The organism is Actinacidiphila alni (assembly GCF_900112845.1).
Classification (GTDB): Bacteria; Actinomycetota; Actinomycetes; order Streptomycetales; family Streptomycetaceae; genus Actinacidiphila; species Actinacidiphila alni.
Genome location: NZ_FONG01000008.1, coordinates 141,041 through 154,935, shown reverse-complemented (window position 1 = coordinate 154,935; position 13,895 = coordinate 141,041). Strand labels below are relative to the sequence as shown.

The window sequence follows — 13,895 nt, the reverse complement described above, 5'->3', positions numbered from 1 at the left end:
CGCTTCAACCTGTCGATTTCGAGACACCGCCGTTCGTCGGAAGGGTGAAGGGCGCACAATGAGGCGCCCACCGAAGGTGAGGACGGACGACCGTGACGCAGTATCCGCTGCTCATTCATGACAACGAGGCCGATTACGACGCCGCCCGCCTGCCATGCCGTCGCGATCGGCTTCGCCCGTGGCCCCGGGACCGGTCTCGCCGCACTCGACGCGCCCGGGACCGAGCCGTGCCCGGCCGCGTATCCGTATGCCGACCTCGCCCGCGCCGACTTCCTGCGCCGCCTCGGCCGCCCCGCCGAGGCCGCGGCGGCCTTTGAGCGGGCCGTGTACCGTACCGGGAACGCCGTCGAGCGCGACTTCCTCCTCGCGCGGATCGCCGGACTCGGCGCGGCGGACGGCCGGTGAGCGGTCAGTCGATGCCGTAGCGGGCGGTGACGCCGGCGATCACGAGTTCAAGGCCGTCGGTGAAGTGCCGTTCGTAGTCGGCGAAGATGGCGGCGCCCGCGGCGGCGGACAGCGGGAAGTCGGCCATGCGGCGGGCGCGGTCGGCGAGGTCGAAGCCGTCGCGCGGCTCGTCGGGCCGCGGCTCCACGCCCTGCTCCTCGGTGACGAAGCCGATCGTGTACAGATACGTGGTCGCCGACGCGCGTACCGCCTGGCCCAGGGTGAATCCGGCCGCCGTGAGCAGCCGCAGATTCTCCTCCATCTGTACGGCGTGATCCATGCCGGTGAAGCGTGAGCCGCTGAAGACCTTGGCGCCGTCGCGGTAGCCGCGCAGCGCCTGGCGCAGGCCGTGGTTGGACTTGCGCAGCCGGTCCTGCCAGCTGTCGGCGGGGTCGAGCGCCACGTCGGCGACCATCCGCCGGTACATCTGGGTGGCCATCTCGTCGAGCAGCGCCTGCTTGTCCTTGAAGTGCCAGTACAGGGCGGGTGCCTTGACGCCCAGTTCGCGGCCGATGGCGCTCAGCGTCAGTCCGTCGAGACCCACCTCGTTCAGCAGGCCGAGGGCGGCGTCCGCGACGCGCCTGCGGTCGAGCGGCTCGCGCTTCTTCGTCGTCACGCTTGACAGCTTAATGCCGTTAAGGGGATGGTCATGACCGAGGCAATTTAACGGCATTAAGGAGCGTGGGATCGATGACCGCACGGACGGACGCACCGGCGCACGTGGACGTACTGGTGGTCGGCGCGGGCCCCAGCGGACTGACCCTCGGCATCGACCTCGCCCGGCGCGGGGTCGACGCACTCGTCGTCGAGCGTGCCGACACGCTGTTCCCCGGCTCGCGCGGCAAGGGAATTCAGCCGCGCACCATCGACGTCTTCGACGACCTCGGCGTCCTCGACGCGATCCGTGCCGCCGGCGGCCCGTACCCGGTCGGGATGATCTGGCAGGACGGGCGGCGCGCGGGCGAGCACCGGATGTTCGACCCGGAGGAGGACGGCACCGGCCAGCCGTGGATGGTGCCGCAGTGGCGCACGCAGCAGATCTTGCGGGCGCGCCTGGAGGAGCTGGGCGGACGGGTCGCCTTCGGCCGCGAGGTGACCGGCCTCGCGCAGGACGAGGACGGCGTGGACGTCCGTTTCGCCGACGGCGCGGGAACACGTGCCGCCTACGTGGTCGCCGCCGACGGCGGTCGCTCGACGGTACGGCGTGCGCTCGGCATCGGTATGACGGGCGAGACCGTGGACCCGAATCCGACCCTGGTGGCCGACGCGCGGATCAGCGGCCTCGACCGCGACAACTGGCACATTTTCCCGCCGCGCGACGGCGACGGGTTCCTCGCGATCTGCCCGTTGGCGGGCACGCAGGACTTCCAGGTGGTGGCGCAGTTCCCCGAGGGCACCGAGGTGGACCTGTCGCTCGACGGTGTGCGCAAGGTCGTCGCCGTCCGCTCGCACCTGGCCCCCGAGGATGTCACCGAGGTGCGGTGGGCCTCGGACTTCCGCCCGCGCGCCGCCCTGGCGGATCGTTTCCGCGCGGGCCGGGTCTTCCTCGCGGGCGACGCCGCCCACGTCCACTCGCCGGCCGGCGGCCAGGGCCTCAACACCAGCGTCCAGGACGCGTACAACCTGGGCTGGAAGCTCGGCGCGGTGCTCGGTGCCGCCGTGCCCGCCGCCTTGCTCGACACCTACGAGGAGGAGCGCCGCCCGGTCGCCGCCGCCATGCTCGGCCTGTCCACCGGCGTCCACCGCGGCGAGATCCGGCGCGGCAGGGCCACGGGACAGCTCGGCCTCGGCTACCCGGACTCCTCCCTCACGTGGGAGACCCGCCCCGCCCCCGGCCCGGTCCGCGCGGGCGACCGCGCCCCCGATGTCACCGTCAGGGGCCTGCGCCTGTTCGACGCGCTGCGCGGCCCCCACTGGACGCTGCTGACCGCCCAGGACTCCGACGCGTACGGCACCGGTGTCCTCCTGATCCGTCCCGACGGTTACGTCGGCTGGGCGGGCGACTCGGCGGAGGGTGACAGCCAGGAGAGCGTCACCGCGTACGCGGCCCGTGTGGGCGCCACGGACATCCGCCGTGTCCCGTGACGAGTCGGCGCCCGGCGGTCACACCCAGGAGTCGAACCACATCCTGGCCTGCCAGCCGCTGTAGGGGATGGTCATACCTGTGTAGATCGGGAAGAAGTAGATGAAATTCCAGATGATGAGCAGCACAAGGGTGCCGCCGCCGACCGCGCCCCACATGCGGCGGCCCTCACTGGCCGTGGGTGGGCCGAGGAAGGCGCCGACCATCATGGCGACGGCCAGGCACAGGTAGGGGACGAAGGCGACGGCGTAGAAGAAGAAGATCGTACGGTCCTGGTAGAGGAACCAGGGGAGGTAGCCGGCGCCGGCGGCGCACAGGATGGCGCCCGCCCGCCAGTCGCGGCGCATCGCCCAGCGGTAGATCAGATAGATCAGCGCGAAACACGCCGACCACCACAGCAGCGGGGTGCCCAGTGCGATGATCTCGCGGGAGCAGCCGGAGGCGGTGTGGCAGCCGTCCTCGCCGTTCTTCGGCGACTGGAAGAAGTACGAGACGGGCCGGCCGAGCACCAGCCAGCTCCAGGGGTTGGACTGGTACGGGTGCGGAGTCTGCAGATTGACGTTGAAGTCGTAGACCTGCACCTCGTAATGCCACAGGCTGCGGATCGGCGCCGGGATCCACGACCAGGTGCCGCCGCGGCCGTCGGCCCAGTGCCGGCCGTAGGCGTTGTCGGACAGGAACCAGCCGGTCCAGGAGAGCAGATACGTCACCAGGGCGACCGGCAGGATCGTCAGCGCGGCCCAGCCCAGGTCCTTGCGCAGCACCGCCAGATACGGGCGGCGGGCGCCGGCCAGGCGGCGCGAGCCGACGTCCCAGACCACGGTCATCACGCCGAAGACGGCGAGGAAGTACAGGCCGTTCCACTTGCTCGCGCAGGCCAGGCCCAGGCAGACGGCGGCGGCGATCCGCCACGGCCGCCAGCCCATGCCGACCCGGTCGCCGGTGTGCTGATCGGGCCGGGCGAAGCCGTTCTCGTCGACGGGCAGGGCGCGCGCCAGACGGGCCCGCGACCAGTCGCGGTCGATCAGCAGACAGCCGAACGCGGCGAGCGCGAAGAAGGAGATGACGAGGTCGAGCAGGGCGATCCGGCTCATCACGAAGTGCAGGCCGTCGACGGCGAGCAGCGTGCCCGCCACGCAGCCGAGCGCGGTGGAGCGGAACAGCCGCCGCCCGATCCGGCACAGCATCAGCACCGACAGGGTGCCGATCAGCGCCATCATGAAGCGCCAGCCGAACGGGTTGAGGCCGAACATCCACTCGCCGACCGCGATCACCCACTTGCCCATCGGCGGGTGCACGACATAGCCGGGCGCGTCGGAGAGCGGGATCACCTGGGGGTGGGCGAGGATCTGCGGGTTCGAGATCTTGCCGTCGGGCCAGGTGCCCTCGTAGCCGAACTTCAGCAGCGACCAGGCGTCCTTGGCGTAGTACGTCTCGTCGAAGACGACGTCGCGCGGATTGCCGAGGTGCCAGAAACGGATCGCGCCGGCGAAGACGGCGACCAGCAGTGGGCCGATCCAGCCGCCCCACTTCGCCAGCCGGTGCGCGGCCACCGGGCCGAGGCCCAGCGACTCCCACATGCGCGTTCCCGGCTCGGGGAACGGCGGGACGAGGCGGTCGCGGGTGTCGGTACGAGCCCGTTCCGCATAGCCGAACCGCCGCAGCCGCCGCGCCCACGCGCTCGACTCCGCCTCCACCCGAAGGCCCTCGTCGGCCCGGTCCTGCGTCGCGGTCTCACTTGTCACCGGGCCATCGTAGGGAAACCCCCTGAGAAAGCGATGAGGTCCGGCCCCACCGCCCGGGTTTGTCCGTATACCGGGCGTGGGACGGGGCACCGGAACGGGGGCCGGCGGCCCGGGGGAGCGGCGGGTCCGGCGGCGGGTCGGACGACGGGCGGACAGGTGGGAGGCTTGGGGGGTGACCATCTCAGCCGCCGGTGTGCTCGTCCTGGCCGGAACCCCCATCGGCGACCCCGCCGACGCCCCGCCCCGCCTGACCGCGGAACTCCTCGCCGCCGATGTGATCGCCGCCGAGGACACGCGCCGCTTCCGCCGCCTGACGCAGGCGCTGGACGTGCACCCGTCCGCGCGCGTCGTCTCGTACTTCGAGGGCAACGAGAGCGGGCGCACCCCGGAGCTGGTCGAGGCGCTGGAGGGCGGCGCGCGGGTGGTGCTGGTGACCGACGCCGGGATGCCGTCGGTGTCGGACCCCGGCTACCGGCTGGTGGCGGCGGCCGTCGAGCGGGACATCAAGGTGACGGCGGTGCCGGGTCCTTCCGCGGTGCTGACGGCGCTGGCGGTCTCCGGGCTGCCGGTGGACCGTTTCTGCTTCGAGGGGTTCCTGCCGCGCAAGGCGGGCGAGCGGCTGTCCCGGCTGCGGGAGGTCGCGGCCGACCGGCGCACCCTGGTGTATTTCGAGGCGCCGCACCGGATCGACGACACCCTGGCGGCGATGGCCGAGGCGTTCGGGGCGGAGCGGCGGGCGGCGGTCTGCCGGGAGCTGACCAAGACGTACGAGGAGGTCAAGCGCGGGCCGCTGAAGGAGCTGGCGCTGTGGGCGGCCGACGGGGTGCGCGGGGAGATCACCGTCGTGGTCGAGGGCGCGCCTGAGCCGGGGCCCGCCGACCTGGACCCGGCGGAGCTGGTGCGCCGGGTGGTGGCCAGGGAGGAGGCCGGTGAGCGGCGCAAGGAGGCGATCGCGGCGGTCGCCGCCGAGGCGGGCCTGCCCAAGCGGGAGGTCTTCGACGCGGTGGTCGCCGCGAAACGTACGGGTGGGCTGCCGGGCGCGTGAGGCGGGCCGGTGACGGAGGGTAAAACGCCGGTCTGGCTACGTATCCGCCTAAACCGTATGGATGGCAAAGCAATGACCGCCAATTTCCACATACTGCCCAAATCTGGCTCAAGAGTCGGATACTCCTCCTGCGGGACCGCGAAAAGGGGCGTTCGCTGGTAGGTGGAAAGTCCCGCTCCGGGTGCGTTGCCCGGGGGGCACGCAGGAGCTGCCATGCGCGAGACCATCGGAAGCGACCACCATCCCGGCCGGCCCTCTACCGATCAGCCCCGTACCGACCAGCCCGTGGCCGGTGGCCGCGCCGCATCGTCGCCGGACAACGCCATGGAGGCGTACGCCTTCGCCTGCCTGAACTGCGGCCACGGCTGGGAGCAGGCGTACGAGATCGAGCACCATGTGGACGCCTCCGGCCGCCCCTTCGTCACCTACCTCGCGGACGGCGCCCGGGTGCCGTCGCCGCTCACCCGCCCGTCCTGCCTGAACTGCGGCGGCGAGCATGTGCGCATCATGCGCTCGGGGCAGGTCTCCGACATCGCCTCCTCCGTACGGCCCCGGCCCCGGAGCGAACGGGCCGAGCAGGGCGGCCGGGCCGGCCGGGACGGTCAGGGCGGGAACGGTGAGCACCACTGGTCCGTCCTGCACTTCCTGCACCGCAAGCACCAGGAGGAGCTGCCGCCCGAGAGGTGACCGCTCACAAGGTCACCGCCCGACGTCCTTAGGATCGGGCCATGCCCGACAAGGACAAGAAGACCGCCCCGCCGGCGCCCGAGCCGCTGCGGGTCGCGGTCGCCGACTCGCACACCCATCTCGACATGCAGCAGGGCAGCGTTCCCCAGGCCCTCGCCCAGGCTGCCGCGGTCGGGGTCGACACCCTCATCCAGGTGGGGTGCGATCTCGCGGGTTCCCGCTGGGCGGCGCGTACGGCCGCCGCCCACGACGCGATCTGGGCCACCGTAGCCCTGCACCCCAACGAGGCGCCGCGCATCGTCCACGGCGCCCCTGAGGGCTCGTACGGGGGCGCGCTGGAGGCACGCGGCACGGCGGGCCTCGACCAAGAGATCGACGAGATCGACGCGCTGGCCGCCCTTCCCCAGGTGCGCGGCGTCGGCGAGACCGGCCTGGACTACTTCCGCACCGGACCGGACGGTGTCGCCGCCCAGCAGCACTCGTTCCGTCGCCATATCGACATTGCCAAGCGGCACGGCAAGGCGCTGGTCATCCACGACCGAGAGGCGCACGACGACGTACTGCGCATCCTGGAGGAGGAGGGCGCGCCGGACACGGTCGTCTTCCACTGCTACTCCGGCGACGCCGCGATGGCGAAGGTCTGCGCCGAGCGCGGCTACTACCTCTCCTTCGCCGGCACGGTCAGCTACAAGTCGGCGCAGAATCTGCGCGACGCGGTGGCCGTCGCCCCGCTCGACCGCCTCCTGGTCGAGACCGACGCCCCGTTCCTCACCCCGGTGCCCTACCGCGGCCGGCCGAACGCGCCGTATCTCATCCCGGTCACCCTGCGCGCGATGGCGGCGGCCCGCGGCATCGACGAGGACACCCTCGCGACGGCGATCGCCGCCAATACGGCCAGCGCCTTCGCCTACTGACGCGATACGGGTCCGAGCCGACGCGGTACGGGCCCGGGCGCGCTCCCCGGGGCGTGCCTTCCTGGCCGGTCCGCGGGCGGCGGTCGGCGCGATGGCGGGCCCGTACCCTTGCGGGTGTGAGTACGACAGATCCCGACACCCTGCTCGGACCGGCCGACATCCGTGAGCTGGCCGCCGCGCTGGGGGTGCGCCCCACCAAGCAGCGCGGCCAGAATTTCGTCATCGACGCGAACACGGTGCGGCGGATCGTCAGGACCGCGCAGGTGCGCCCCGAGGACACCGTCGTCGAGGTCGGCCCCGGGCTCGGGTCGCTCACCCTGGCGCTGCTGGAGGCCGCGGAGCGGGTCACCGCCGTCGAGATCGACGACGTCCTGGCGGCGGCGCTGCCGGCGACGGTGGCGGCGCGGATGCCGGAGCGGACGGATCGTTTCGCCCTCGTGCACAGCGACGCGATGCGGGTCACCGAGCTGCCGGGTCCGCCGCCCACCGCCCTGGTGGCGAATCTGCCGTACAACGTGGCGGTCCCCGTGCTGCTGCACATGCTCGCGACCTTCCCGAGCATCGAACGCACCCTGGTGATGGTGCAGGCCGAGGTGGCCGACCGGCTCGCCGCCCGGCCCGGCAACAAGGTGTACGGGGTGCCGTCGGTGAAGGCGAACTGGTACGCGGAGGTCAAGCGCGCCGGTTCCATCGGGCGCAATGTGTTCTGGCCCGCGCCCAATGTCGACTCCGGGCTGGTCGCGCTGACCCGGCGCGACCCGCCGACGACGACCGCGCGTCGCGACGAGGTGTTCGCGGCGGTCGACGCGGCCTTCGCGCAGCGCCGCAAGACGCTGCGTGCGGCGCTGGCCGGCTGGGCGGGCTCGGCGCAGGCGGCCGAGGCGGCTCTGGTGGCCGCCGGGGTGTCGCCGCGGGCCAGGGGCGAGGAGCTGACGGTGGAGGAATTCGCCGCCATCGCCGAGCACAAGCCGGTGGCCTGACCGCCGGCCGCTCACATCACGTCAGTCGTCAACCACGAGCGTCACCTTCGGTCCCCGCACGTCACCCCCACCGCTACCGTCACCCCAGCCCTCGATCCGCCCTCACCCTCACCTTCACCCTCCGCAAGGGAGCCAGCAGTGACCGCCGCACCCGTCACCGTCCGCGTGCCCGCAAAGGTCAACGTCCAGCTCGCGGTCGGCGGTCGCCGCCCCGACGGCTTCCACGACCTGGCGAATGTCTTTCTGGCGGTCGGTCTGTACGACGAGGTGACCGCGACGGCCGGTGCGGCGGGTGAAGGGCCCGTCATCACCGCGTCGGGCCCGGACGTCGGCAGCATCCCGTTGGACACCACCAACCTGGCGGCGAAAGCCGCGCTCGCGCTCGCCGCGCACCATGGCGTCGCTCCGGATGTGCGATTGCACATCGTCAAGGACATCCCTGTGGCGGGCGGCATGGCGGGCGGCAGCGCGGACGCCGCGGCGGCGCTGCTCGCCTGCGACGCCCTGTGGGGCCTGGACACCCCGCGCGAGCAGCTGCTGGCAATCTGCGCGGAACTGGGCAGCGACGTGCCGTTCAGCCTGGTCGGCGGGGCGGCGCTGGGGGAGGGGCGGGGCGAGATCCTGACGCCGCTGGAGGTGGCGGGCCCCTTCCACTGGGTCTTCGCCGTCGCCGACGGCGGCCTGTCCACCCCGGCCGTCTACCGCGAGTGCGACCGGCTGCGCCAGGAGTCCGGCGGCGGCGACACCGTCGCCGACGTGCCCGCCCCCGCCGCCGACCCCGCGCTGCTCGACGCGCTGCGCACCGGCGACCCGTACGCGCTGGCCGCCGTCCTGGTCAACGACCTCCAGGCCGCCGCCCTGTCGCTGCGGCCGGCGCTGGCCGGCACCCTGGCAACGGGTACGGACGCGGGCGCGCTGGCCGCGCTGGTCTCCGGCTCCGGGCCGACCTGCGCCTTCCTGGCGCCGGACGCCGACACCGCCGCCAAGATCGCCGTCACCCTGGCCGCGTCCGGCACCTGCCGCGGCGCCCGCCCGGCCGCCTCCCCGGCGCCAGGGGCCACCGTGGTCCGCACGGCCTGAGTGACGGGACTCGAACCCGCGGCCGACCGCACTACGCTGAAATCACCCTGAAGCACCACCGCAGTCACACCGCAGCAGCACCCGAGCGAACCCCTGGAGCGTACGAGAGTGGCCGTCAACCTGGTCAACGTCGAAGCCGTCGGCAAGACATACGGCACGCGAACGCTGCTCGACGCCGTGTCCCTCGGCGTCTCCGAGGGCGACCGCACCGGTGTCGTGGGCCGCAACGGCGACGGCAAGACCACCCTCATCCGGCTGCTGGCCAAGCTGGAGGAGCCGGACAGCGGCCGGGTCACCCACCAGGGTGGGTTGCGGCTCGGTGTGTTGACGCAGGGCGACAGCCTCGACCCGGCCGCGACCGTGCGCCACGAGGTGATCGGTGACCGAGCCGACCACGAGTGGGCGGGCGACGCGAAGATCCGCGACGTACTGACCGGCCTGTTCGGCGGCCTGGACCTGCCCGGTTTCCCGCTCGGCCTGGACACGGTGATCGGCCCGCTGTCCGGCGGCGAGCGGCGCCGTATCGCGCTGGCGAAGCTGCTCATCGCCGAGCAGGACCTGCTGGTGCTCGACGAGCCGACCAACCACCTGGACGTCGAGGGCATCGCCTGGCTGGCCGGGCACCTCGGCGCCCGCCGCTCCGCCCTGGTCTGCGTCACCCACGACCGCTGGTTCCTGGACCAGGTGTGCACCCGCATGTGGGACGTGCAGCGCGGCGCGGTGTACGAGTACGAGGGCGGCTACAGCGACTACGTGTTCGCGCGCGCCGAGCGGGAGCGGATCGCGGCCACCGAGGAGGCCAAGCGGCAGAACCTGATGCGCAAGGAGCTGGCCTGGCTGCGCCGCGGCGCCCCGGCCCGCACCTCCAAGCCGCGCTTCCGGATCGAGGCGGCCAACGAGCTGATCGCCGATGTGCCGCCGCCGCGGGACACCGCGGAGCTGATGAAATTCGCCAACTCCCGGCTCGGCAAGACCGTCTTCGAGTTGGAGGATGTCACAGTCCAGGCGGGCCCCAAGGTGCTGCTCAAGCATGTGACCTGGCAGCTCGGCCCCGGCGACCGGGTCGGCCTGGTCGGCGTCAACGGCTCGGGCAAGACCTCACTCCTGCGGGCGCTCGCCGAGGCCGCGGCGACCGGCGGCGACAAGCAGCCGGCGGGCGGCAAGGTGGTGGTCGGCAGGACGGTGAAGCTCGCCTACCTCTCCCAGGAGGTCGCCGAGCTGGACCCGAACTGGCGGGTGCTGCAAGCGGTGGAGTCGGTGCGGCAGCGCGTCGACCTCGGCAAGGGCCGGGAGATGACCGCGGGCCAGCTCTGCGAGAAGTTCGGCTTCACCAAGGAGAAGCAGTGGACGCCGGTCGGCGACCTGTCCGGCGGTGAGCGCCGCCGGCTCCAGATCCTGCGGCTGCTGATGGACGAGCCGAATGTGCTGTTCCTGGACGAGCCCACCAATGACCTCGACATCGAGACGCTCACCCAGCTGGAGGACCTGCTCGACGGCTGGCCCGGCTCGATGCTGGTGATCAGCCACGACCGGTACTTCCTGGAGCGCACCACCGACCGGGTGTTCGCGCTGCTCGGCGACTCGACCCTGCGGATGCTGCCGCGCGGCGTGGACGAGTACCTGGAGCGCCGGCACGCCGCCGCCGAGGCCGCCGCCCCGGCGCCCGCGCCCGTCAAGGACAAGCCCGCGGGCGACACCAGGGCGGCGAAAAAGGAACTCCAGCGCATCGAGCGGCAACTGGACAAGCTCGGCGAGCGCGAGGCGAAGCTGCACGCGGGAATCGCCGACAATGCCACCGACTTCGCGAAGGTCGCCTCCCTCGACGCGGAGCTGCGCACCCTGCGCGAGGAGCGCGAGGAGCTGGAGATGCGCTGGCTGGAGCTGGCCGAGGACGCGTAAAGCATCCTGCGGACGGCGGCACGGACGGCGTGAGCCGCACAGGTCACGGGCGGATCGTGTAGCGGCCCGGTAACGGTCGTGGCGCGGCAGGAAAGGCGCCTTGGGACGGGTGATAGAAAGAATTCCCGTTCGTCCGTCCCTGATCCGCTCATGCCAGAAGGACCGTTGATGTCTCAGCCGCCCCCGCCGCCGCCCGGAAATCCGCCCCCGCCCTCCGGCGGTGGTTACGGCTACCCGGGCCAGGCGGGCCCGGTCCCCAGCGGCGAGAACCCGTACGCGCAGCCGGTGCCCCCCGGGCAGAACCCGTACGCGCAGGCGCCCACCCAGCCGGCGTTCCCGCAGACGCCGCCGCCCCCGCCGCAGTACGGCTACCCGCAGCCCGGCCAGACCCCGCCCCCGCCGCCGGGCCAGGTGCCGCCCCAGCAGGCGCCGTACGGCTATCCGCCGGCGCAGACGCCCCCGCCGTACGGCATGAGCCCCGCGGGTCCCGGCGGGCCCGGCGGCGGGCGGTCGAACAACAAGATGATGATCATCATCGCGGCGGTCGTCGCCGCGGTGCTGGTGATCGGCGGCGGCGTGTACTTCGCCACCAAGGGTGACGGCGACTCCAAGCCGCAGGCCGATTCCGGCGGCCGGTCCGGCGGTAAGTCGGGCGGCAAGTCCGGTGGCACCACGGGCGGGAAGACGACCGGGAAGCCGCACGGTTCGACGCTCGCCTTCAAGTGGGACAAGCCCGCCGACCCGGTGGCCGCGAAGGACAATCTGAAGTACGTCGTCGGCGTCTGGTTCACCGACAAGTACGTGGTGAAGAACGAGATCAACAAGGTCGTCGCCTATGACCAGACGACCGGCGCGGTGGCGTGGACGGTGCCCGCGCCGTCCAGCGGCGACTGCACGGCCGCGCGCGACTCGAACAGCAACAATTTGACGGCCATTCAGTTCGGTGCGAACTGCGAGCAGATCATGGTGATCGACCTCGCGGCCGGCAAGGCGCTGTGGACGGCGAAACTCCCCGTCGGCACCGACAGCAAGCCGGACTTCGACTACAGCGAGATGGCCGTCAGCGGCGACACCGTCGGCGTGGACTGGCTGGACGGTTCGATCGGCTACAGGATGAGCACCCAGAAGGTGCTGTGGCGCTCCGGCAACGGCAATTGCGAGGACGACGGTTACGCCGGCGGCAAGCAATTCGTCGCGGTCGTCAACTGCGACTACAAGACGTACAAGGTCCAGGTGATCGACCCGGACAACAACGGCGCCGCCAAATGGTCGTGGCAGGCCCCGGTCGGCACCAAGATCTCCGGCATCGTCTCCACCGACCCGGTGGTGGTGCTGCTCGGCACCGAGGGTGCGACGCACACGGACGTGGCGACCATCGTCGACGGCCGTCTCCAGTCGCGGGTGTCGCTGGGCACCGACAAGTACGACATCAGTACGGACGGCACCGAACAGCAGGCCGTGCACAATGTGATCGTCAGCAGTGACACGCTCTATCTGTCGCTGCAGAGCAAGCACGACAGCAATGGCCAGGTGCTCAGCGGAATCGTCGCCTTCAATCTCAGCGACGGCAAGCAGAAGTGGATCGCCAAGCCCGACAGCAAGCACGACATCACCGGTCTCGCGTTGCAGGACGGCAAACTCCTCGCGTACGAGCCCGCCGACTACGACGTGCAGGGGCGTCTTGTCACGCTCGACCCGGCGAGCGGGGCGATCTCCACCTACGCGCAGTTCGATTCCGCGTCCTCGGAGAAGCTCGACTCGTCGGCGACCCGCAGTTATCCGGTCTGGTACGACGGTCATTTCTACATCGCGTCGCGGACGGTGTACGCGTCCTCGTCCGACCAGACGTATCTGGTGGCGTTCGGCTGATCGCCCGAAGAACGGATCAGCCCATCTGCGCATGGGTCCGTGCCCCCTACCGACGGTAATTCCGGATTCGCCGGAACGTTCTGTTCGATAGGGGGCGCGTCGGGTGAAGGAACCGTGTAGCTTCGCCGCCTAGGCGGTGTGCGAAGGGGCGGGGGGCCGGCAGTGGCCTGGTGCCCCCGGGGGATGGGGGGACAGCCACATGGGCGTACGGCTCGTCGTGGTCGACGACCACCGCCTGCTCGCCGAGGCGCTGGCCTCGGCCCTGAAGCTGCGCGGGCACCGGGTGCTGGCCGCGGCGGCGCCGTCGGCGGGCGCCGCGGATCTGGTGCTGAGCCGGTCGCCCGAGGTGTGCCTGTTCGGTACGGCCGCCCCCGCCGAGCCGGGCGCCTTCGACGCGGTGGCCAGGATCAAACGGGAGCGGCCCGCGGTCGCCGTGGTGGTGCTCGGCCCGGTCCCCGACCCGCGGGGCATCGCGGCGGCCTTCGCGGCGGGCGCCTCCGGCTACGTACGGCACGACGAGCGCATCGAGGGCGTGGAGCGCGCGATGGCCAAGGCGCGGGCCGGTGAGGTCGCGATCGCGCAGTCGCTGCTCCAGGGCGCGTTCGCGGAACTGCTCAATCCGGCGCGGCAGCCGGACGACGAGGGCGCGCGGCTGCTGGAGATGTTGACGCCGCGCGAGATCGAGGTGCTGGTGCGGGTCGCGGAGGGCGAGGACACCCGGCAGATCGCGGCGGGCATGCGGATCGCGCCGAGCACCGCGCGCACCCATGTGCAGCGGGTCCTGATGAAGCTGGGGGTCGGCTCCCGGCTGGAGGCGGCCGCGCTGGCCGCCCGTACCGGCCTGCTGGACCAGGCGGCCGCATCGGCGGAGCACGCGGCCTCGGCGGACCGTACGCCCCCGGCTTCGGCCGAACCCCCGGCCGGGGCCGAGCCCGGCGCGACCGGCTGAGCGGGCCGCGCGCCCAAGGCCGCGCGCCCAGGGCCGCGCACCGGCCCGAGACCCCTTTGCACGCCCGCGGGGCGGTTCCTCCCGAAAGGAGGAGCCGCCCCGCTCTCGCACGCGCGGACACTTACCACCACAATCAACCTGTTTCAAGCATCGGAGTGGACCCCCCATTGACCGGACTGTTATTTTGTGGTTCCTTGTGT

The 13,895-nt window shown here is 72.0% G+C and carries 12 protein-coding genes; 10 read left to right on the top strand and 2 right to left on the bottom strand.

The window, feature by feature from the left end; all coding sequences use genetic code 11:
• Window positions 1-117: 117 nt before the first annotated feature.
• Window positions 118-405 carry a hypothetical protein gene (locus BM076_RS15505; RefSeq protein WP_093714121.1) on the top strand — a complete coding sequence of 96 codons (288 nt, stop codon included), beginning with the start codon at window positions 118-120 and terminating at the stop codon, window positions 403-405.
• A 4-nt stretch (window positions 406-409) separates the two neighbouring features.
• Here BM076_RS15505 and BM076_RS15500 read toward each other — a convergent pair whose 3' ends face one another.
• Window positions 410-1,060, bottom strand: coding sequence for a TetR/AcrR family transcriptional regulator C-terminal domain-containing protein (locus BM076_RS15500; protein WP_093714120.1), 651 nt, complete (start codon window positions 1,058-1,060; stop codon window positions 410-412).
• Between the two features lie 74 nt (window positions 1,061-1,134).
• Between BM076_RS15500 and BM076_RS15495 the strand changes: the two genes are divergently transcribed.
• Window positions 1,135-2,529: an FAD-dependent monooxygenase gene (locus BM076_RS15495; protein ID WP_093714119.1), complete on the top strand. Its 1,395-nt coding sequence runs from the start codon at window positions 1,135-1,137 to the stop codon at window positions 2,527-2,529.
• Between the two features lie 18 nt (window positions 2,530-2,547).
• Here the strand turns inward: BM076_RS15495 and BM076_RS15490 are convergent, their stop codons facing one another.
• On the bottom strand, window positions 2,548-4,272 hold the full coding sequence (locus tag BM076_RS15490) for a dolichyl-phosphate-mannose--protein mannosyltransferase (RefSeq protein ID WP_407640659.1): 1,725 nt from the start codon (window positions 4,270-4,272) through the stop codon (window positions 2,548-2,550).
• Between the two features lie 172 nt (window positions 4,273-4,444).
• Here BM076_RS15490 and rsmI point away from each other — a divergent pair, with 172 nt between their 5' ends.
• The 8 genes from rsmI (at window position 4,445) to BM076_RS15450 (ending at window position 13,695) form a co-directional block, all read left to right on the top strand.
• Entirely contained in the window at window positions 4,445-5,317 is an 873-nt protein-coding gene (rsmI, locus tag BM076_RS15485) for a 16S rRNA (cytidine(1402)-2'-O)-methyltransferase (RefSeq protein WP_177246456.1), read from the top strand.
• Window positions 5,318-5,530: 213 nt separating this feature from the next.
• Window positions 5,531-6,004, top strand: coding sequence for a hypothetical protein (locus tag BM076_RS37505; RefSeq protein ID WP_407640658.1), 474 nt, complete (start codon window positions 5,531-5,533; stop codon window positions 6,002-6,004).
• A gap of 41 nt (window positions 6,005-6,045) precedes the next feature.
• Window positions 6,046-6,918, top strand: coding sequence for a TatD family hydrolase (locus tag BM076_RS15475; RefSeq protein ID WP_093714117.1), 873 nt, complete (start codon window positions 6,046-6,048; stop codon window positions 6,916-6,918).
• 116 nt (window positions 6,919-7,034) lie between these two features.
• Window positions 7,035-7,898, top strand: coding sequence for a 16S rRNA (adenine(1518)-N(6)/adenine(1519)-N(6))-dimethyltransferase RsmA (gene rsmA, locus BM076_RS15470; protein WP_093714116.1), 864 nt, complete (start codon window positions 7,035-7,037; stop codon window positions 7,896-7,898).
• Between the two features lie 138 nt (window positions 7,899-8,036).
• A complete protein-coding gene (locus tag BM076_RS15465; RefSeq protein WP_093714115.1) occupies window positions 8,037-8,978 on the top strand; it encodes a 4-(cytidine 5'-diphospho)-2-C-methyl-D-erythritol kinase in 942 nt (313 codons plus the stop codon).
• Window positions 8,979-9,086: 108 nt separating this feature from the next.
• Window positions 9,087-10,877, top strand: a complete 1,791-nt coding sequence (locus tag BM076_RS15460) for an ABC-F family ATP-binding cassette domain-containing protein (RefSeq protein ID WP_093714114.1) — start codon at window positions 9,087-9,089, stop codon at window positions 10,875-10,877.
• 168 nt (window positions 10,878-11,045) lie between these two features.
• A complete protein-coding gene (locus BM076_RS15455; protein WP_093714113.1) occupies window positions 11,046-12,746 on the top strand; it encodes an outer membrane protein assembly factor BamB family protein in 1,701 nt (566 codons plus the stop codon).
• Window positions 12,747-12,945: 199 nt separating this feature from the next.
• Window positions 12,946-13,695, top strand: coding sequence for a helix-turn-helix transcriptional regulator (locus tag BM076_RS15450; protein WP_093714112.1), 750 nt, complete (start codon window positions 12,946-12,948; stop codon window positions 13,693-13,695).
• Window positions 13,696-13,895: the final 200 nt, after the last annotated feature.

Coding starts and splice junctions, on each gene's coding strand:
- BM076_RS15505 (WP_093714121.1), top strand. CDS start 118: ATGACAACGAGGCCGATTACGACGCCGCCCGCCTGCCATGCCGTCGCG.
- BM076_RS15495 (WP_093714119.1), top strand. CDS start 1,135: ATGACCGCACGGACGGACGCACCGGCGCACGTGGACGTACTGGTGGTC.
- BM076_RS37505 (WP_407640658.1), top strand. CDS start 5,531: ATGCGCGAGACCATCGGAAGCGACCACCATCCCGGCCGGCCCTCTACC.
- BM076_RS15475 (WP_093714117.1), top strand. CDS start 6,046: ATGCCCGACAAGGACAAGAAGACCGCCCCGCCGGCGCCCGAGCCGCTG.
- BM076_RS15455 (WP_093714113.1), top strand. CDS start 11,046: ATGTCTCAGCCGCCCCCGCCGCCGCCCGGAAATCCGCCCCCGCCCTCC.
- BM076_RS15450 (WP_093714112.1), top strand. CDS start 12,946: ATGGGCGTACGGCTCGTCGTGGTCGACGACCACCGCCTGCTCGCCGAG.